21 protein-coding genes are annotated in these 20,064 nt (G+C 61.1%); all 21 read left to right on the top strand.

Annotated features, from left to right (window positions below; all coding sequences use genetic code 11):
• Window positions 1-198 precede the first annotated feature (198 nt).
• Complete coding sequence (locus tag QN378_RS03510) at window positions 199-1,662, top strand: sigma-54 dependent transcriptional regulator (RefSeq protein WP_322202257.1); 1,464 nt, start codon at window positions 199-201, stop codon at window positions 1,660-1,662.
• On the top strand, window positions 1,662-2,669 hold the full coding sequence (locus tag QN378_RS03505; protein ID WP_323549442.1) for a HupU protein: 1,008 nt from the start codon (window positions 1,662-1,664) through the stop codon (window positions 2,667-2,669). The genes QN378_RS03510 and QN378_RS03505 overlap by 1 nt, the downstream gene beginning before the upstream one ends.
• Before the next feature lie 8 nt (window positions 2,670-2,677).
• On the top strand, window positions 2,678-4,135 hold the full coding sequence (locus tag QN378_RS03500) for a nickel-dependent hydrogenase large subunit (RefSeq protein WP_322202253.1): 1,458 nt from the start codon (window positions 2,678-2,680) through the stop codon (window positions 4,133-4,135).
• Between the two features lie 14 nt (window positions 4,136-4,149).
• Window positions 4,150-5,469, top strand: coding sequence for a sensor histidine kinase (locus tag QN378_RS03495; RefSeq protein ID WP_322202251.1), 1,320 nt, complete (start codon window positions 4,150-4,152; stop codon window positions 5,467-5,469).
• Window positions 5,470-5,717: 248 nt separating this feature from the next.
• Window positions 5,718-6,788 carry a HoxN/HupN/NixA family nickel/cobalt transporter gene (locus tag QN378_RS03490; RefSeq protein WP_322202249.1) on the top strand — a complete coding sequence of 357 codons (1,071 nt, stop codon included), beginning with the start codon at window positions 5,718-5,720 and terminating at the stop codon, window positions 6,786-6,788.
• A gap of 430 nt (window positions 6,789-7,218) precedes the next feature.
• Window positions 7,219-8,328 carry a hydrogenase small subunit gene (locus tag QN378_RS03485; protein ID WP_323549443.1) on the top strand — a complete coding sequence of 370 codons (1,110 nt, stop codon included), beginning with the start codon at window positions 7,219-7,221 and terminating at the stop codon, window positions 8,326-8,328.
• Entirely contained in the window at window positions 8,325-10,181 is a 1,857-nt protein-coding gene (locus QN378_RS03480; protein ID WP_323549444.1) for a nickel-dependent hydrogenase large subunit, read from the top strand. The genes QN378_RS03485 and QN378_RS03480 overlap by 4 nt, the downstream gene beginning before the upstream one ends.
• 60 nt (window positions 10,182-10,241) lie before the next feature.
• A complete protein-coding gene (gene cybH / locus QN378_RS03475; RefSeq protein WP_323549445.1) occupies window positions 10,242-10,925 on the top strand; it encodes a Ni/Fe-hydrogenase, b-type cytochrome subunit in 684 nt (227 codons plus the stop codon).
• A 20-nt stretch (window positions 10,926-10,945) separates the two neighbouring features.
• Window positions 10,946-11,581, top strand: a complete 636-nt coding sequence (locus QN378_RS03470) for a HyaD/HybD family hydrogenase maturation endopeptidase (RefSeq protein WP_322165148.1) — start codon at window positions 10,946-10,948, stop codon at window positions 11,579-11,581.
• Window position 11,582: 1 nt separating this feature from the next.
• Window positions 11,583-11,942 (top strand): HypC/HybG/HupF family hydrogenase formation chaperone, encoded by a 360-nt coding sequence (locus QN378_RS03465; protein ID WP_322165149.1) that lies wholly within the window; start codon window positions 11,583-11,585, stop codon window positions 11,940-11,942.
• Window positions 11,939-12,418: a hydrogenase gene (locus QN378_RS03460; protein ID WP_322202243.1), complete on the top strand. Its 480-nt coding sequence runs from the start codon at window positions 11,939-11,941 to the stop codon at window positions 12,416-12,418. The genes QN378_RS03465 and QN378_RS03460 overlap by 4 nt, the downstream gene beginning before the upstream one ends.
• Before the next feature lie 14 nt (window positions 12,419-12,432).
• On the top strand, window positions 12,433-13,275 hold the full coding sequence (locus tag QN378_RS03455) for a hydrogenase expression/formation protein (protein ID WP_322202241.1): 843 nt from the start codon (window positions 12,433-12,435) through the stop codon (window positions 13,273-13,275).
• Between the two features lies 1 nt (window position 13,276).
• Window positions 13,277-13,507, top strand: coding sequence for a rubredoxin (locus QN378_RS03450; protein ID WP_322202239.1), 231 nt, complete (start codon window positions 13,277-13,279; stop codon window positions 13,505-13,507).
• The gene (gene hybE / locus QN378_RS03445; RefSeq protein ID WP_322202237.1) at window positions 13,494-14,003 is read left to right on the top strand and encodes a [NiFe]-hydrogenase assembly chaperone HybE; all 510 of its coding nucleotides are present in this window, start codon (window positions 13,494-13,496) and stop codon (window positions 14,001-14,003) included. Before QN378_RS03450 ends, hybE begins: the two co-directional genes overlap by 14 nt.
• Window positions 14,000-15,097, top strand: coding sequence for a nickel-dependent hydrogenase large subunit (locus QN378_RS03440; protein WP_322202235.1), 1,098 nt, complete (start codon window positions 14,000-14,002; stop codon window positions 15,095-15,097). Before hybE ends, QN378_RS03440 begins: the two co-directional genes overlap by 4 nt.
• Window positions 15,090-15,437 (top strand): hydrogenase maturation nickel metallochaperone HypA, encoded by a 348-nt coding sequence (locus tag QN378_RS03435; protein WP_322165155.1) that lies wholly within the window; start codon window positions 15,090-15,092, stop codon window positions 15,435-15,437. The genes QN378_RS03440 and QN378_RS03435 overlap by 8 nt, the downstream gene beginning before the upstream one ends.
• Before the next feature lie 35 nt (window positions 15,438-15,472).
• Window positions 15,473-16,459, top strand: coding sequence for a hydrogenase nickel incorporation protein HypB (gene hypB / locus QN378_RS03430; protein ID WP_322202233.1), 987 nt, complete (start codon window positions 15,473-15,475; stop codon window positions 16,457-16,459).
• 1 nt (window position 16,460) lies between these two features.
• Window positions 16,461-17,618 carry a carbamoyltransferase HypF gene (locus QN378_RS03425; RefSeq protein ID WP_322202231.1) on the top strand — a complete coding sequence of 386 codons (1,158 nt, stop codon included), beginning with the start codon at window positions 16,461-16,463 and terminating at the stop codon, window positions 17,616-17,618.
• Window positions 17,609-17,842, top strand: coding sequence for a HypC/HybG/HupF family hydrogenase formation chaperone (locus QN378_RS03420; protein ID WP_322165159.1), 234 nt, complete (start codon window positions 17,609-17,611; stop codon window positions 17,840-17,842). The genes QN378_RS03425 and QN378_RS03420 overlap by 10 nt, the downstream gene beginning before the upstream one ends.
• Window positions 17,839-18,978, top strand: a complete 1,140-nt coding sequence (gene hypD, locus QN378_RS03415) for a hydrogenase formation protein HypD (RefSeq protein WP_322202229.1) — start codon at window positions 17,839-17,841, stop codon at window positions 18,976-18,978. Before QN378_RS03420 ends, hypD begins: the two co-directional genes overlap by 4 nt.
• Window positions 18,975-20,042 (top strand): hydrogenase expression/formation protein HypE, encoded by a 1,068-nt coding sequence (gene hypE / locus QN378_RS03410; protein WP_322202227.1) that lies wholly within the window; start codon window positions 18,975-18,977, stop codon window positions 20,040-20,042. Before hypD ends, hypE begins: the two co-directional genes overlap by 4 nt.
• Window positions 20,043-20,064 lie beyond the last annotated feature (22 nt).

The raw sequence follows: 20,064 nt of genomic DNA, 5'->3' as shown, positions 1-20,064 counted from the left end.
TGAACTCGGTCCCACGGATTCTGGCGATTCGCAGATTTCTGTAGGAGCAACTGTCTGCCGCACCATTTTTTTGGTTTGCATACCTGAAGTTCTTTTCGGGCGCAGCCCGCCCGTCGACCACGGCCATGCTACTATCGCCCCTCATTCGCAACAGCGCGGCATCGTCGTGAACCTTCTTATTCTCTTCTTTGTCCGCCCATGACTTCGGCCTCTGACACGCCATCCGACCTGCCGACAATTCTTGTGGTGGACGACGAATTGCGCTCGCGAGAATCGTTGTCGCGGGTGTTGAACCCAGAATTTGAGGTACTTCTGGCGGACTCGGCGCTTGAAGCGCGCAAGCTGCTCGAACAGCATTCGGTGTCGGTGATTCTTTGTGATCAGCGCATGCCGGGCATGAGTGGCATTGAGTTCCTCAAGGAAGCCCGAGAGCGCTGGCCGCAAGCGGTGCGGATTGTCCTCTCCGGCTACACCGATTCAGAAGACATCATCAACGGCATCAACCACGCCGGAATTTATCAGTACCTGCTGAAGCCCTGGTTGCCAGACCACTTGCTGAGCACAGTACGTAGCGCGGTTGAAAGCCAGTCGCTGCAAAACCACATGCAGCGACTTGATCTTGAGCTGCGCGCCGGTACGCCAGTACTGCGGCGGCGTAGCCAGGAAGCCCTTACTCGGGTTCGCGAGGCCTTCGATTTTTCACGGATTGTGCGCGCCGCTGGCGGCCCGCTGGACGCGATTTGTGAAATGGCGGCGCGTGTTGCCCGCTATGACCTGTCGGTGCTGCTGCTGGGCGAGTCAGGCACTGGCAAAGAGTTGCTGGCTCGCGGCATCCACTATGCCAGCCCCCGCGCCGCCAACGCGTTTGTCATGGAAAACTGTGCGGCGTTGCCCGATACCCTGCTGGAGTCCGAGCTCTTCGGGCACAAGCGCGGCGCCTTTACCGGCGCTCATCAAGATCATATCGGGCTGTTCCAACGCGCCAATGGCGGCACGCTGTTGCTCGATGAAATTGGCGACACCTCTCCAGCGTTTCAGGTCAAGTTGCTGCGGGTTCTGCAGGAAGGCGAGCTACGCCCCGTCGGCGCATCCAGCACGGTGCGGGTTGATGTGCGGGTGATTGCCGCGACCCACCGCGATCTGGAAGAAGACGTTCGCACCGGGCGCTTTCGCAGCGATCTTTATTACCGACTGGCGGGCGTCAGTCTGGCGCTGCCGCCGCTTCGCGAACGCAGTGCTGATGTTTTGCCGATAGCCAAGAAGCTGCTTGACGACGCCCGTCTGGAGCTCGACCTGCCGGGGCTGAATTTTGCCAGCGATGCCATGGCCAACCTGATTGGCTATTCCTGGCCCGGCAACATTCGCGAACTGCGTAACGAGATCTACCGCGCCGCAGCTCTGTCCGACGGCGCGCAAATCAATGCTCGCTCGTTCTCTTGGCGGGTACTGCAGGGTCAAGCCCGGCTTGCCCTGGCCGCCAGCCTTCCCACTTCAAGTTCGACCGGCACCTTGCAAGAGCAACTCGACGCCATTGAGGCCACACTGCTAAAAGAGTCGCTATTGCGTCATCGTTGGAACAAGACCCACGCGGCACGTGAGTTGGGTCTGTCCCGCGTAGGATTGCGCCAGAAGCTGCGCCGCTTCGGGCTGGAGGAGTCGTAATGGAAGGTAAAGCGTTCAACGTGCTTTGGCTGCAATCGGGCGGCTGCGGTGGCTGCACGATGTCATTGCTGTGCGCCGACACCCAAGACTTCGCTGGCATGTGGCGCAATGCCGGGATTGAGCTGCTCTGGCATCCCTCGCTGTCGCTGGAAAGTGGCGACGAAATGCTCGACATCCTCAACGACTGCTTGCAGGGCCGTACCCGTCTGGATGCGTTATGCATCGAAGGCTCGCTGCTGCGCGGGCCCAACGGCACCGGGCGTTTTCACATGCTGGCCGGCAGCGGTCGGGCAATGATCGACTGGGTGCGGGATTTGGCCGAAGTCGCCGAATACACATTGGGCATCGGCACCTGCGCTGCATATGGCGGAATCACCGCTGCCGGCAACAACCCCACCAATGCCTGCGGCTTGCAATACGATGGGCACCGAATCGGTGGCTTGCTGGGCGCCGACTTCCGCTCACGCCGAGGTTTGCCGGTGATCAACGTGGCCGGGTGCCCGACGCATCCGGGCTGGGTCACCGACACGCTCATGGCTTTGGCTGCGGGATTGTTCGTCGAGTCTGACCTGGACATCCTCGCGCGGCCGCGGCTTTACGCTGATCAGTTGGTTCATCACGGTTGCACCCGTAACGAGTTCTACGAATACAAGGCCAGTGCCGAGAAGCCGTCGGACATTGGCTGCATGATGGAAAACCTCGGCTGCGTTGGCACTCAGGCCCACGCCGATTGCAACACGCGCCTGTGGAACGGTGAAGGTTCCTGCACCCGGGGCGGTTATGCCTGCATCAATTGCACGGCGCCGGGCTTCGAGGAGCCGGGGCATGCGTTCAACCTAACGCCCAAAGTGGCCGGAATTCCCGTCGGCTTGCCAACTGATATGCCCAAAGCCTGGTTTGTCGCCCTGTCTGCGTTGTCCAAGTCGGCGACGCCTAAACGGGTCAAGCTGAACGCCACGGCCGACCATCAACTCATCGCCCCCATCGTGCGCCTTCCACGGCGCTAGGAACGTTTATGTCTCGTTTGGTGGTGGGTCCGTTCAATCGCGTCGAAGGTGACCTCGAAGTGCAACTCGAGGTGGAGGATGGCCGCGTGCGTTCGGCGCAGGTCAACGCGACGATGTTTCGGGGCTTTGAGCAGATTCTATTACAGCATTCACCTCTTGATGCGCTGGTGTACGCGCCGCGCATCTGCGGGATTTGCTCGGTCTCGCAGTCGATTGCCGCAGCCCGTGCGCTGGCGTCACTGGCCGGTGTGCAACCGCCGGATAACGGTCTGGCGACGATCAACCTGATGGCCGCGACGGAAAATCTGGCCGACCATCTGAGTCATTTTTACTTGTTTTTCATGCCTGACTTCGTTCGCCCGGTGTATGCCGAACGCCGCTGGTACGCCGCCGCTCAGGCGCGCTTCACGCCGGGCCACGGCAGCCAGCAACGCTTGGCATTGTCCGCGCGCAAACGCTTGCTGGACTTGATCGGCACCTTGGGCGGCAAGTGGCCGCACACCGGTTCAATCCACCCCGGCGGCTCGACCCGCGCCATCGATGCCGCCGAGCGCATGCGCCTGCTGATGCGGGTTCGCGAGTTCCGTCAGTTCCTGGAAACCGAGCTGTTCGCCAGCCCTCTGGAGCGCATCATCGGGCTGGGCAGCGAAAACGAACTGTGGGCCTGGCTGGCTGAAGCGCCGGGCCAAGGCGACCTGCGCCAGTTCCTCGACATCGCGCTGGACAGTGGTCTGGAACATTCGGGGCCGGGGCCGGGGCGCTATTTGTCTTATGGCGCCTATCCGCAACCTGACGGGCAGATGGCGTTCCCGCAGGGTGTCTGGAATGGGGTTACGCAGCAGATAGAAGATCTGGAGCTGTCGGATATTCGCGAGGACGCCGCCCATGCCTGGCTGGATGACGCCGGCGGCCCGCTGCATCCAGCCCAAGGCCAGACCCAGCCGCTGGTAGAAAAGCCTGCCGCTTATACCTGGAACAAAGCGCCCCGACTGGCGGGGGCAGTGCTCGAAACCGGCGCCCTCGCCCGGCAGTTGATCTCCGGACACCCATTGTTGCGCGATGCCGCCGCCCGTTGCGGGGCCACGGTTTACACCCGGGTGTTGGCGCGGCTGATGGAACTGGCCCACGTGGTGCCGCTGATGGAGCAATGGTTGCAGGACCTGCGCCCCGGTGAACCCTACTACCGCACCGCCGAACTGCCGGACAATGGCAGCGCCGTGGGCCTCACTGAAGCGGCGCGCGGTGCTTTGGGCCATTGGCTTCGGGTCGAGCAAGGGCGCATTGCCAGTTACCAGATCATCGCCCCGACCACCTGGAATTTTTCCCCGCGAGACGCCCAGGGTCGGCCCGGTGCGTTAGAACAAGCACTGGAAGGCGCGATCGTGTTGCCCGGCGAAAAAACGCCGGTTGCAGTGCAACATATCGTTCGTTCATTCGACCCTTGCATGGTGTGCACAGTGCATTGAACCGGGAGAACGCCATGGCGCGCAAAGCTCCGCCCGGCACCCTCGACGAGGACGCTTGGCTCGAAGTGATCGGCAAGATGGACGAGGTCTATTCGCAGCTGGTGCAAGACGAAATCGCCCTGGAAGAAAAGAACGCCGAGCTGGAACAGTCGCAGCAGTTCATCGCCGGGCTGCTGTCGTCCATGTCCGACGTGCTGTTGGCCTGCGACCCCGAGGGTCGTATCGAAGAATCCAACAATGCCCTGCGCAAATTGGTAGGGCGCGACGAACAGGCGCTGCTCGGCAGCCCGGTTTACGCTTTGCTGGCCGACACCCACAGTGAAGAACAGCTGCGCAAGACCCTCGACGGACTGCGTCGGCCCAATACCAGCGCTACCCTGGAACTGAACTTCAAAGATGCTCTCGGTGCGCCGCTGCCGGTGGACATCAGTTGCACTGTACGCAGCGTTGGCACCGGCCGTTGTGTCGGACATGTGCTGGTCGGGCGCCCGCTCGGTGAGTTGAAGCACGCCTATCGGCAATTGCATGAAGCCCACGAGGCTCTCAAGCGTACTCAACAACAATTGCTGCACGCGGAGAAAATGGCCTCGCTGGGGCGTTTGGTCGCTGGGGTCGCCCATGAACTTAACAACCCAATCAGCTTCGTGCTCGCCAATGTCCATGTGCTGGGCGGCTACCGCGAGCGCCTGGAGCGTTATCTAGAGGCGGTCAACGCTAACGAGCCGTTGGAGGTTCGTGAAACCTTGCGCCGACAACTGCGCATCGATCCACTGCTGGCTGACCTGCCGTCATTGATCGAGGGCACCATCGAAGGCGCGCAACGGACGGCCGACATTGTGAGCGCGCTGAAGCGCTTTTCTGCGGTGGATCGCGAGTCGCTGGGCGAGGTGGCACTTAACGAAGTCGTCGAGCGGGGCATTCACTGGATCACCCGTGGCATCGCGCCGGACCTGCAGGTTCACTGGCAACCCAGCGGCGAGCCTGCGGTGCATGGCAACAGTGGGCAATTGCTGCAGGTGCTGATGAACCTGATGCAAAACGCTTACGACGCCGCCCAAGCCACCGGGCGCGAAACGCCGGAGCTGTGGATAAGCGTCGAGCAGGACTCCCGTTGGGTCACATTAAGACTGCGTGATAACGGCGGCGGCATTGCGGTGGAACATCTGACGCAAGTGTTTGATCCGTTCTTCAGTACCAAACCGGTTGGCAAAGGCACCGGTTTGGGGCTGTCGATCAGTTACAGCATCATCGAACGCTGCGGCGGCCGCTTGATTGCCGGCAATCACCCGGACGGCGGAGCGGAGTTCACATTGATTCTGCCCGGCCCTAACTGAATCTGCAGAAGCGAACTTGTTAACGAAGCGGCGTACCTGCCACAGCGAGGTGATCCCTCGGCAACAAGTTGGCTCCTAAAGAAGGCATCTGCTGCAAAGTAAGTATTCACTTGGCCGTAATCAGTGCAAAACCAGCTTCCAGACATATAAGTCCCCCTCCCTAAATGCGCTGCTGCACCGGGCTGGCACAGGGTTTGTATGAGGCTTTTTCTGATTTTCAGAGCGCCCCCCTTTCTTGCGGAGTTCCCATGCCTCTATCCAACACCGTCGGAATCGCTAAAGCCGTACCGCCGATGACCTTTAAGCGCAGCGTTGTGGTGATTTTCACCGGTTTGTTCGCCGTCAACGTTATGGTCTGGATCTGGGCCTTCATCGCCTTTCGCGATTTCCCACTGCTGCTGGGTACGGCCTTTCTCGCTTACAGTTTCGGGTTGCGTCACGCCGTGGACGCGGACCATATCGCCGCCATTGATAACGTCACACGCAAGTTAATTCAAGAAGGCCAGCCCACCGCCACCGTGGGCCTGTTTTTTTCCCTCGGCCACAGCACCATTGTGATCCTTGCCACCTTGGTCATCGCCCTGACCGCCTCGACCTTCAAGGCCAATATCGAGGCGTTGCACGGTATCGGCGGTTTGATCGGCACCTCGGTTTCCGCGCTATTTCTGCTGCTGGTGGCGGTGATCAATCTAGTGATTCTGCGTTCGGTGTACCTCGCGTTTCGCCGGGTTCGGCGCGGCGAGCGGGTCGGCGAACAGGAAATGAATACGCTGCTGGCCGGTGGTGGCCTGATTGCGCGGCTGGTGCGACCGCTGTTCGGCCTGATCAGCCGTAGCTGGCACCTTTACCCACTGGGCTTTCTGTTTGGCCTTGGCTTCGACACCGCTACGGAAATCGGCTTGCTGGGTATTTCTGCGGCACAGGCTTCGCAAGACTTACCCATTTGGTCGATCCTGGTCTTCCCTGCACTGTTCACTGCGGGCATGGCACTGGTCGATACTGCCGACAGCGTGATGATGACGGGTGCCTACCACTGGGCGCTGGTGAAACCGGCGCGCAAGCTCTACTACAACCTGACCATCACCTGCGTATCAGTATTAGTGGCGCTGCTGGTGGGCGGACTGGAAGCGGCGAACTTGCTGGCCTCGCACCTGAATCTGGACGGTGGCGCGTGGGACGTGATCGCATCACTGAACGATAATTTCGGCTTGCTTGGCTACCTGATCGTCGGACTGTTCGCCGTAACGTGGATCTTTTCCCTGCTGTTCTACCGCTTCAAAGGCTACGACCGCCTGGATCTAAATCACCCCGCCGCCTGATGTCATTGCGCCACGCCTCACACCCTCCAAGTGAACACTTCGTTGCCAGTACAGCGAAGCAGTGGAAATAAAGTGTCCATCCACGTTTATTCAGCGTCCACGCGCCTACTGACAAAAATAAATAAAATTCTTTAAAAACAGTCAGATAACAAAGTTTTATAGCCGATGGTCTAACCCGCGACGAAATGGCACAGGTCTTGTAGTTACCAGGTATTACTTTCATTAGTTGAACCGCCCATGTCGATTGCAGCCACCTTGATCCTTTGCGCACGGCTGCGCCCTCTTTTACGCAAAACCCACACCCCGAATCAACGCTCGCGCCTGCTGGCAGACGTTTCCTCGTCTGTCCGACAGGGCCCGCATGGCTTTTAACTTAAAAACAGCGTGCAGCCTCAGTAGAAGACAATTCCTGGGGAGGAGAAATTAGGTGATGGAAACATTTTATGAAGTGATGCGCAGACAGGGCATCTCACGTCGGAGCTTTCTCAAGTTCTGTTCGCTGACCGCGACGTCATTGGGGCTTGGCCCTGCGTTCATGCCAAAAATCGCATGGGCGATGGAAAACAAGCCGCGTACACCGGTGCTTTGGCTTCATGGATTGGAGTGCACCTGCTGTTCTGAATCGTTCATTCGCTCCGCACACCCGCTGGCCAAGGACGTGGTGCTGTCGATGATCTCGCTGGATTACGACGACACTTTAATGGCCGCTGCCGGGCATCAGGCCGAAGCGATCCTTGATGAGGTCATGACCAAATACAAAGGCAATTACATTCTTGCCGTTGAAGGTAACCCGCCGCTGAACCAGGACGGCATGAGCTGCATCATTGGCGGCAAGCCGTTCATTGAACAGTTGAAGCGCGTCTCCAAAGATGCCAAGGCCATCATCTCCTGGGGCTCCTGCGCCAGCTGGGGTTGTGTACAGGCGGCCAAGCCGAACCCGACCCAAGCGGTGCCGATCCACAAAGTGATTTTCGATAAACCGATTATCAAAGTGCCAGGCTGCCCGCCGATTGCCGAAGTGATGACCGGGGTCATCACCTACATGCTGACCTTCGACCGCTTACCTGAGCTGGATCGTCAGGGCCGGCCAAAAATGTTCTACAGCCAGCGCATCCACGACAAATGCTACCGCCGTCCGAACTTCGACGCCGGCCAGTTTGTTGAAGCGTGGGACGATGACGCCGCGCGTAAGGGTTACTGCCTTTACAAAGTCGGCTGCAAGGGCCCGACCACCTACAACGCCTGTTCGACCGTGCGTTGGAACGGCGGCACCAGTTTTCCGATTCAATCCGGCCATGGCTGCATTGGTTGCTCCGAGGAAGGTTTCTGGGACAAAGGCTCGTTCTATCAGCACCTGACGGACATCAACGCCTTTGGCGTGGAAGCCAATGCCGATCAAATCGGCCTCGCTACCGGTGTCGCCGTCGGCGCCGCAGCCACCGCGCATGCCGCCGTGACAGCACTCAAACGCGCCAGTAGCAGCAAGGCGCCCATTGCGCCGCATGACGCTCCAGCGACAAGACAGGACGACCAGCGATGAGCAACTATTCGACCCAGGGTTTCGACCTGAACAGCACTGGCCGACGCATCGTCGTTGACCCCGTGACCCGTATCGAAGGCCACATGCGCGTCGAGGTCAATCTCGACGCCAACAACATCATTCGTAACGCGGTCTCCACCGGCACCATGTGGCGTGGCCTGGAGGTCATTCTCAAAGGCCGTGACCCACGTGACGCCTGGGCGTTCGTCGAGCGTATTTGCGGCGTGTGCACCGGTTGTCACGCGCTGGCCTCGGTCCGTGCGGTGGAAGATGCGCTGGGTATTCGTATCCCGCCGAACGCTCACTTGATCCGCGAAATGATGGCCAAGACCCTTCAAATCCACGACCACGCAGTGCACTTCTATCACCTGCACGCGTTGGACTGGGTTGATGTGGTGTCGGCACTCAAGGCTGACCCCAAGCGCACATCGGAATTGCAGCAACAGGTTTCGCCGTCCCACCCGCTGTCGTCGCCGGGCTATTTCCGTGACGTGCAGAACCGCCTGAAGAAGTTTTTCGAGAGCGGCCAGCTCGGCCCGTTCATGAACGGTTACTGGGGTAACCCGGCCTACCAACTGCCGCCCGAAGCCAACCTGATGGCGGTCACGCATTACCTGGAAGCCCTCGACCTGCAAAAAGAGTGGGTCAAGATTCACACCATCTTTGGTGGCAAGAACCCGCACCCGAACTACCTGGTAGGCGGCGTGCCGTGCGCCATTAACATCGACGGCGATTTGGCCGCCGGGGCGCCGCTGAACATGGAGCGGCTGAACTTCGTTCGTGCCCGTATCGATGAAGCGCTGACCTTTTGCAAAAACGTTTATGTACCCGACGTGTTGGCCATCGGCACCATTTACAAACAGAAAGGCTGGCTGCATGGGGGCGGTCTGGCGGCGACCAACGTGATGGACTACGGCAACTACCCGAAGGTCAATTACGACGAGAGCACCAACCAACTGCCGGGCGGCGCGATTCTCAACGGCAACTGGAACGAGATTCACCCGGTTGACCCGCGCGACCCTGAACAGGTGCAAGAATTCGTCACCCACTCTTGGTACAACTACCCGGATAACGACAAGGGCCTGCACCCGTGGGATGGCATCACTGAAGCCAACTACGAGTTGGGCGCCAAAACCAAAGGCACTCGCACCGCCATTGAGGAAGTCGACGAAAGCGCGAAATACTCGTGGGTCAAATCCCCTCGCTGGCGCGGTCATGCCATGGAGGTCGGGCCATTGGCTCGCTACATCCTTGGCTATGCCCATGCTGTCCAAGGCAACCCCCACGCCCAGCGCATCAAAGAACAGCTCGACGGCGCGATGCAAGCGGTCAACCACGACCTGCCGAAAACCCTCGGCATGGTTGCGACCGACTACAGCGCCAAGATTTTGCTGCCGAGCACCATCGGCCGCACCCTGACCCGCGCGCTGGAAGCCGAATACTGCGCCGAGCTGATGGTCGACGACTGGAACGAGCTAATGACCAACATCCGCAACGGCGACCGCTCCACCGCCAACGTGGAGAAATGGGACCCGGCGACCTGGCCGAAAGAAGCAAAAGGTGTCGGTATCGTCGCCGCACCGCGTGGCGCATTGGGTCACTGGATTCGCATCAAGGACGGGCGCATCGAGAATTACCAGTGCGTGGTGCCAAGCACCTGGAACGGCAGCCCGCGTGATGCCAAGGGACAGATCGGCGCGTTTGAAGCCGCACTGATGAACACCCCGGTGGCCATCCCCGATCAGCCGGTGGAAATCCTGCGCACCCTGCACTCCTTCGACCCGTGCATGGCCTGCGCCACCCACGTGATGAGCGAGGACGGCGCCGAGCTGAGCACCGTCAAGGTGAGCTGAGTAATTAACCCAGGCATCCGGCAGGTGCGATACGGCACCTGCCCTTCCAAAGGTGAAGATATGACCCTTCAGACTGAAACCCCCATGGGCCTGCCGGAGTACGTTTACGAGGCACCGGTGCGCATGTGGCATTGGATCAATGCCGCCTGCATTTTAGTGCTGGCGGTCACCGGGTATTTAATCGGCTCCCCACTGGCCACCCAACCGGGTGAAGCCAGCGCCCATTTCGTCATGGGCTACATCCGCTTCGCGCACTTCACCGCCGGCTATGTGTTTGCTATTGGCCTGCTGGGCCGCACCTACTGGGCCTTGGTGGGCAATCATCACGCCCGGGAACTGTTCTCGGTTCCGGTGCTGAGCAAAGCTTACTGGGCTGACTTCTACATCTGGCTGCGTTATTACCTGTTCGCCGGGCCGATCCCGGAGCCGACCTTCGGGCACAACCCGCTGTCGCGTTTCGCCATGTTTTTCGTGTTCCTGCTGACCTCGATATTCATGGTCCTGACCGGTTTCGCGCTGTATGGCGAAGGGTCGCAAATGGGCTCGTGGCAAGAACGGATGTTCGGCTGGGTGCTGCCGCTGCTGGGGCAATCCCAACAAGTCCATACCCTGCACCACTTCGGTATGTGGGTAATGCTGATCTTCATAGGGCTGCACGTGTACGCCGCCGTCCGCGAAGAAATCAACGGTCGCCTCAGCCTGATCGGCGGGATGATCTCCGGCTACAAGACCTTCAAAAAATGAACACACCAGCAGAGTCACTCATGAAAACCTCAGCATCGCCCCGTCCACGCATCACCGTGTTGGGCATTGGCAATCTGCTGTGGGCCGATGAAGGCTTCGGCGTGCGCTGTGTCGAAGCGTTACAGCAACGCTATGAGTTCGCGGACAACGTCGCGCTGATCGATGGCGGCACCCAGGGTTTGTACTTGATCCAGCATGTGCAGGAAGCCGATTACCTGCTGATTTTCGATGCGGTCGATTACAACCTGACCCCCGGTGAGTTGAAGTTCGTCACCGACGATGAAGTGCCTAAATTCCTCGGCATCAAGAAGTTGAGCCTGCACCAGACCGGTTTTCAGGAGGTGCTGATGCTGGCCCAACTGACCGGTCATTTCCCGCAACGGGTGCTGCTGATCGGTTGCCAGCCGGAGCACATGATGGATTACGGCGGCAGCCTGCGGCCGGTCGTCAGGGCGGCCATGGAAGGCGCGTTGACCGAAGCGGTGCGGGTCCTGGAAACCTGGGGTGCCGAGCCGCGTCAACGCGCTTCGCCGCTCACCGATGAAGAGGCAGTGACCTTGCCGCACTTGGAGTTGGACCGCTACGAAGGCGAACGCCCTTCTGCGCAGAACGCTTGCCGGATCGGTGACGAACGCATTCTCGCCAGGCGCGTTTGATATGTGCATCGGACTGCCCATGCAAGTGGTAAGTGCCAACCTTGGCTCTTCCGTGTGCCGCGACCGCCACGGCCGGGACCGGCTCATCGACACCTCGCTGGTCGGCACCTGCGAGGTCGATGACTGGTTGCTGATCTTTCTCGACGCCGCCCGCGAACGCCTCGACCCACAGCGGGCGGCAGAAATCGACTCGACCCTGGTCATGCTTGAATCGGCGATGTTCGGCAACGCGCCGGAGCCGGACACCGCGCCCGGCTTCAGCCTGCCTTCAGCGATGAACGCTGAACAGCTCGCCACCCTGTTGGGCCAATCACCCATCGCTGCTGCGCCCGTGCGGCCCAACCTCAAGGAATCCACATGAGTGAATCCGCCGCTTTCATGGCGCCTATCCCTGTCCCGCCGGCCATCCCTGCGCTGATCACGCGGCTGGTGGAGCAATTCGACGCCAGCTGGATTGGCTGCGAAAACCTCGACGCCTGGCTCGCCCTGGGCGGCAACTGTCTGTTGCTGCTGTGTGGCGACCCGGTGCGCCACCCTGAATCCCTGGACGTGGCGGTGGTCTTGCCCGAACTGCGCCAGGAAGTGTCCCGCCGCCACGGCTGCACCTTGCGGCTGGGTGTCGTTCATCGCGCGGAAGAAGAAGCCATCGCGGCACGTTTTGCCCTGCGCCGCTGGCCGACCTTGGTCTGGCTGCGCGACGGCGGTTACGTCACTACCATCGACGGCATGCACGACTGGGACGAATACCTGAGCCTGGCTGATAAAGCCTTGGCCCAGAGCAATGCCCGCATTCCCCTGTTCGCCGAAACGCCTGGCGCTAACGGTGGTTGCCAGTGAACGGAGGAACGCCTATGGCCCCACAAATGTACATCCCGCTGGTCGATCTCGGTCCCGGCTCCCAAGTGGAAGAGGAAGTCCTCGAATACATCAGCATGCCCCAAGGCATGTACACCCACAGCGCGCCGATACTGCCCGAGCCGGAAGAATTGGACGAATTGCCCGGCGCACGTCAGGCGTTGCAAGACCTTCTGCACCGGCTGTATGCCTGCAACCGCGGTGAAGCCACAGAAAGCCTCGATTTGAGCGGGCTTGAAGTCGGTGATCGCACGCTGCTGGATCAACTGCTCGGTGAAGGCGAAGTCAGCATCATGCTGGTCGTGGAACCGCCGTTGCGGATTCAGGAGTCGATCTTCGCTGGGGTCTGGCGCCTCTATGGTGAAGGCCAAGATTATGTCGAGGTCGGTGCCGCCCCCGCCCAACTGCGCAGCGTTGCCCGTGACGCGGCGCGGCCAGCAGCCTTTGATATCCGGTCTGCGCTGCCGATGGGCGTGATGAACGCTCCGGCGATTCTCACCGAGATCGAAGACCAGACTCAGCACTGGCAACCCGGCAGCCCGGCCCATGTGATCAACCTGACGCTGCTGCCGTTGTCCGAGCAAGACATTGGTTTCCTCGACGTGTGTTTGCCGGTCGGCCCAGTGCGGGCATTGGCGCGTGGTTACGGCAATTGCCGGATCAGCAGCACCCTGATCCACAACTGCTGGCGCGTCACGTACTTCAATTCCCAGGATGCGCTCATTCTCGACACCATCGAGATCACCGACCTGCCAGAGGTGATCTGCGCAGCGCCGGAAGACCTCAGCGATTCGCTGGAGCGTTTCGAGGATGTTATTCAATGGTTTGAAGGGCAGTGATATGACGGACAGACCCAGCTTTGAAGGCAGCTACCGAGGCGATTCCACTCGCATCAGCGATGACACTCGCCTGGAGTGCAAGATCTGCTGGTGGGTGTACGACCCGAAGGACGGTGATCCGGTGTGGCAAATTGAGCCCGGCACGCCGTTTTCCGCGTTGCCGGACCATTGGTGCTGCCCGAACTGCGATGGCGCCGCCGAGCAGTTCATGGTGCTCAATGACGCAGCCTGAATGGCCAGACAGTGCGCAACTGCGGGGAGCAGAACTGGCGGCCCATTTCCGGGATATCGCCGACACTCGCATGCGCGGCCTGCCCTTCCTCAATCCCGTGTTGGAGGTCGAGGCCGTGGGTTTTGCCCCGCAAGTTGCCGGTGAAGACGCGTCCTGCGGGGTGCTCGGGATTCTGATCACGCCCTGGTTCATGAACCTGATGTGGTTGGCTCCAGCCTTGAGTGCACCCTTGGCCCAAGGCGCCTCCCGTGAACATCTGTTCGGTGGCCAACACCTAACGTTCATTGGCGCAGTCGATGCAGACTTCGGCACCTACGAAAGCTGCTCGTTGTTTTCGCCGGTTTTTGAGTTCGCGGATCAAGCGGCAGCCCGCGCCACCGCTGAACAGGTATTGATGCTTTTGCGCGGCCCGGCCGAAGAAGAACACACCCCGCAACACCCGGCGCTTAGTCGCCGCTCGTTGCTGTTCGGCCGTTTGTCCGGCGACGCGCAATGACGCCCCCAAACAGCCTGTCTGGGCTTGCCGGATCACTCACGATTCGACCCGGTCAGCAACCGGCGATCATCGGCAGCCGCCCGCTTTTGGCCGCGCGTCTATTGCGCGGCCAACCCCCTGAGGCTGCGGCTGTACGTCTGCCGCTGCTTTACAGCTTATGCGCTCAGGCCCATGGATTGACTGCGCAACTTGCAGTTAGCACGGCATTGCAGGGGCAGGCAACGATCCAGGTGGGCGCCAGCCTGGCTTTACTAGCCGAAACTCGCCGTGAGCACCTGCGGCGTATCCTGCTCGACTGGCCGCTGTTGCTTAACCCCAGCGCTGAGCGCTGCTCTCCCATTGAACTGCATGCTTGGGATCAAGCGCCCGAAGCCACCATGAGTGTCTGGCTCGGCGCCCCGGTGCGCGCTTGGCTACAACGCTGGGAAGACGATCCTCAGCGCACCTTAATGGAATGGACTTCGCTCAAGAACCACTGGCTTAGCCGCGCCTTCGCCCACTGCCGCGACGATGCGCAATCGCTGCAATTGCCGGTGAATGCGCTGCAACTGATCACCGACAACTCAGCGTTACGCGCAACTGCAGAGCACTTGCGTGGTTGCGCCGATTTTGCCAAGCGCCCTGAACTGAATGGCCAACCCTGCGAAACCGGAAGTTGGACCCGACTGGGTGAAGCCCATCCGAAACGCCACAGCACCGCCTGGCTAAGACTGGGTGCGCGGGTCGCCGAACTGGCCCGACTGTCGCTGCCCGATGCCCGCGCCCCGGCGCTTGGCGCACTGGCCTTGGATACGGGCGAAGCCTTGGCCTGGAGCGAAACCGCTCGCGGTCTGTTGCTGCATCGGGTATGTCTGGAGTGTCACGGCGACGGCGTAAAGATCAGCGACTATCAAATCGTTGCGCCCACCGAATGGAACATGCACCCGCAGGGCGCTCTGTCCCAGGCGCTGTCATCGTTACCCAGTGACGATCCACGCAGCCAGCGCCAGGCCGAGTTATTGATGGCGGCCTTCGATCCCTGCATCGCGTTTACGCTAGAAACCGGTCTGAAGATGGACCCAGACAACCACCAAGGAACGCCAATCCATGCATGAATTGAGTCTGGCGGGCGGCATTCTTAGTGCTGTGGAAGCAGCAGCGGCGGCCGATCCGTTCGTGCGCGTCAGCCGTTTACGTCTGGAGGCCGGAAAACTGGCCGGGGTCGAAGTGCATGCGTTGCGTTTCGCCCTGGAAGCGTTGGCACCCGGCACGTTGCTGGCAGGCGCGCAGATCGACATCGAAGAGCCCCACGGTCAGGCCTGGTGCCTGGACTGCGCCGCCAGCGTGCCCTTGGTCGAACGCGGCGCACCTTGCCCGACCTGCGGCGGCTTCTGGTTGCAGCCCACCGGCGGCACCGAATTACGCATCCTCGATCTACAGGTCGAGGACCACTGACATTTGATTTCTGATTAGAGATCTGGAGAAACGCCATGTGCGTCGTCTGCGGCTGCGGTACCGGCCATTCACACGAGCAAGACCCAAGCAACGAAGCCGCCCCCGATAGCGACGTGCAGGTCGACGCCACTGGCGATCTGCATTACGGCGCGGGCCAAGCGCGGGTTTCAGTGCCCGGCTTGAGCCAGGCACGCACGATCCGCATCGAACAAGATGTGCTCGGCGAGAACGACCGCCACGCCGCCCGCAATCGGCAGAATTTCACCGCCCACGGCGTGTTGGCGCTCAACCTGGTGTCCAGCCCCGGCTCGGGAAAAACCACGCTGTTGTGTGCCACCCTGCTGGCCCTGCGCGCACGCCAACCTGGGTTGCCATTGGCGGTCATTGAAGGCGACCAACAGACCCGTCACGACGCCGAGCGCATCCGCGAAACCGGGGTGGCGGCGATCCAGATCAACACCGGCAAGGGTTGCCACCTGGACGCGCGGATGATCACCCAAGCCTATGCGCGCCTGCCGCTGCACGATGAACTGCACGCCGCAGGGCATGGCCACTCTCACGCCAAGGCTCCGCTGCTTTCCAATCACCATACTCATAACCATCACCCAAAGGCCGCAGACGAACCGGCGGGCATTCTGTTTATCGAGAACGTCGGCAATTTGGTCTGCCCGGCGCTGTGGGACCTTGGCGAAGCCGGGAAAGTGGCGATTTTGTCGGTCACCGAAGGCGAGGACAAACCGCTCAAGTACCCGGACATGTTCGCCGCCGCGCAATTGATGATTCTCAACAAGATCGACCTGTTGCCGCACCTGGACTTCGATGTGCAGCGCTGCCTGGACTACGCCCATCAGGTCAATCCGCAGTTGCAGATCATTCAGCTCAGCGCCCGCGACGGCACCGGTCTGGATGCCTGGATCGACTGGCTGCTGGCCGGCGCGCCGCAAATGGATCGCCGAGCGGCGCGCATTGCCGCGCTGGAAGCGGAGCTGGCAGCGCTAAAAATATCAACCAAGGAGGCCTGACGTGCACAGTCAGAAACTCCCCAACATGAACGTCTGGCCACCGGTATTGGCCTGCGGTGCCTGGCTAAAAAATGCGGCGTGTCTGCTCCAGCGCGATCAGGTGTTGTGGTCACCGGTGCACGGTGATCTGGGCGATCCGCAAAGTTGTCTGGCCCTTGAGGCGTCGTTGGAACGCCTGCTGACATTGGCCGAGATCACGCCGCACGCTATCGCCCATGACTTGCACCCGGATTTCTACAGTTCGCAACTGGCCGTCAGCCTGGCCGAGCGATTGGACGTGCCAGCGCTGGCGGTTCAGCATCACCACGCCCATGTTGCTGCGGTGATGGCTGAACATGGACTCGACGGGCCGGTGCTGGGTCTGGCACTGGACGGCGTTGGCTTGGGCAGTGACGGCGCCGCTTGGGGTGGCGAGTTGCTGTGGGTCGCTCACGCTTGGCGTCGGCTCGGTCATCTGCTGCCGTTGCCGTTGCCAGGTGGCGACATCGCCGCCCGTGAGCCGTGGCGGCTGACCGCCGCCGCGCTGCACCTGTTGGGCCGCGACGCTGAAATCACCCCGCGTCTGGGCCCGCTGGTGGGCGAGCAAAGCGCCGGCACCGTCGCCGGCATGCTCCGCCGTGAGCTCAATTGCCCGCCGAGCAGCGGCGCGGGCCGCTGGTTCGACGCGGCTGCCGGAATTCTGGGTCTCAGTGTTCGCCAGCAAGCCGAGGCCGAAGCGGCTATCGCGCTGGAACGTTCGGCCAGCGAGTACCTGGCGGTGAACGCCGACCCGGTAGTTGATGGCCTATGGCGCATTCAAGCGGACGGCGTGCTGGATCTGCGCCTGTTGCTTACCCGGCTATTCGATCTGGCCGACCATGGCCGCAGCGCCGAAGGCGCAGCAGTTTTTCACTTGGCACTGGCTGCTGCCCTTTCAGACTGGGTACTGCAACAGCCTGGAAATCTGCCGGTCATGCTCGGCGGCGGCTGTTTCGCCAATCGCTTGCTCAGTGCGCGACTTACCCAACGGCTTAGCGCCTGTGGCGTACAGGTGTTTACCGCACAAAGCGTGTCCTGCGGCGATGCCGGACTTGCCCTCGGCCAAGGCTGGATCGCCGCCCATTGGCCCGAACTTGAAAGCCAAGCGGCCTTGCCGCTGGAGGAAATCCCATGTGCCTAGCCATTCCCGCCCGCGTCATCGAACTGCGTGGTGTCGACACAGCGCTGGTGGATCTCGGCGGTATCCGCAAAGAAATCTCCTTGGCGCTGGTGCCTGAAGCACAGGTCGGCGACTACGTGATTATCCATGTCGGCTATGCCTTGGGTTTGATTGATCCAGAAGAAGCCCAGCGCACGCTGGAAATGTTCGACGAATTGAACCGCGCGCAATCGGAAGCCTCATGAAGTACATCGACGAATACCGCGACGGCGAGTTGGCGCAACGCATCGCTGCCCGCATCCGCGAAGAAGCGCACCCCGACCGCGCCTATCGGTTCATGGAGTTCTGCGGCGGCCACACTCACGCGATTTCTCGCTATGGCGTGAGCGAATTGCTGCCGGATAACGTGCGCATGATCCACGGTCCTGGTTGCCCGGTCTGCGTATTGCCGATTGGACGCATCGACCTGGCAATCAAGCTGGCGCTGGAAGACGGCGCGATCCTGTGCAGTTACGGCGACACCCTGCGTGTGCCGGCCTCCGAAGGACTTTCTTTGTTGCGGGCCAAGGCCCACGGCGCTGACATCCGCATGATCTACTCGCCGCTGGATGCGCTGAAAATTGCTGAGGCGAATCCATCACGGCAAGTGGTGTTCTTTGCCATCGGCTTCGAGACCACGACCCCGCCTACCGCGCTGATCATTCGCGAAGCGGCGGCACGCGATCTGGATAACTTCAGCGTGCTTTGCTGCCATGTCCTGACCCCAGCGGCGATCTCTCACATTCTCGCCGCCCCGCAACATGACGCCGCTTCAGCGGTGGAACTGGACGGCTTCATCGGCCCGGCGCACGTCAGCATCGTCATTGGCTCGGCGCCTTATGAGGGCTTCGCCCTTCGGTACCGCAAGCCGGTGGTGATCGCCGGTTTTGAGCCGCTGGACGTGATGCAAGCCATCTTGATGCTGGTGCGCCAGGTCAACGGAGGCCGGGCCGAGGTTGAGAACGAGTTCATCCGCGCAGTCGGGCGCCATGGCAATACCGGTGCCCAGGCGTTGATGGATGAAGTGTTCGAGCTACGTCCCAGTTTTGAATGGCGCGGGCTCGGCGAAGTCCCGCTCAGCGCCCTGCGGATTCGCCCGGCCTTCGCCCGCTACGACGCCGAAGTGCGCTTTGGCCTGGAATATAAGGCGGTGCCGGACCACAAAGCCTGTGAGTGCGGCGCAATTCTGCGGGGCCAGAAAAAACCCACTGATTGCCGCTTGTTTGGCACCGTGTGTACACCGGAAAACCCCATGGGGTCATGCATGGTTTCCAACGAAGGCGCGTGCGCCGCGCATTACGCCTACGGGCGCTACAAGGATATTGAGGTGGTCGCTTTATGAACGCTCGTTCCCCGGTCAAGCGCGGCTATGTTCGTCCGCTGAACCTGCGCGACGGGCGCATCGACATGAGCCACGGCGCGGGCGGACGCGCCTCGGCGCAATTAATCGAAGAACTGTTCGTCGCCGCCTTCGACAATGCTTGGCTGCGTGAGGGCAACGACGGCGCTGTCTTCAGCCCGGCACTCGCCCCCGGCGAACGCATGGTCATGGCCACCGACGCCCATGTGGTCTCGCCGCTGTTCTTTCCCGGCGGCGACATCGGCAGCCTGTCGGTGCATGGCACGGTCAACGACGTGGCCATGACCGGCGCGCGCCCACTCTATCTGTCCGCCAGCTTTATCATCGAGGAAGGCTATCCTTTGGCCGACCTCAAGCGCATCGTCGAGTCCATGGCCCGCGCCTCCCGGGATGCCGGTGTACCGATTGTCACCGGCGATACCAAAGTGGTTGAGCGCGGCAAAGGCGACGGCGTCTTCATCAGCACCACCGGAATTGGCGTGGTCGCCACTGGCGTTGACACGGGCGGCCATCGCGCGCGTCCTGGCGATGCCATTTTGTTATCCGGTAGCATCGGTGAGCACGGCGTGGCGATCATGTCCAAGCGCGAGGCGTTGGAATTCGACACCGAAATTCTTTCCGACAGCATTGCCCTGCACGAACTGGTCGCCAAGATGCTCGCCGTCGCTCCAGGTCTGCGCGTACTCCGCGACCCGACGCGGGGCGGACTGGCCACAACGCTGAACGAAATTGCTGGTCAATCCGGGGTGGGCATGTTGCTCGACGAAGCGATGATCCCGGTTCTACCCCAAGTTGAAGCCGCCTGTGAACTGCTGGGCCTCGATCCCTTGTATATCGCCAACGAGGGCAAGTTGGTCGCCATTTGCTCGCAGGCCGACGCCGAACCGCTGCTGAGTGCCATGCGCGACCATCCGCTGGGGCAAAACGCAGTGCGCATTGGCACTGTTCTGGATGACTCACATGGGTTCGTGCAGATGCAGACCCGCTTTGGCGGGCGGCGGATCGTGGATTGGTTGACCGGGGAACAATTGCCTAGGATCTGTTGATCCGCGCGCAGGGTGTGCGCGT

This window comes from Pseudomonas sp. 10S5 (assembly GCF_035019745.1).
Taxonomy (GTDB): domain Bacteria; phylum Pseudomonadota; class Gammaproteobacteria; order Pseudomonadales; family Pseudomonadaceae; genus Aquipseudomonas.
The sequence above is the reverse complement of the archived record's forward strand: the minus strand, read 5'-3'. Positions and strand labels throughout refer to the sequence as shown.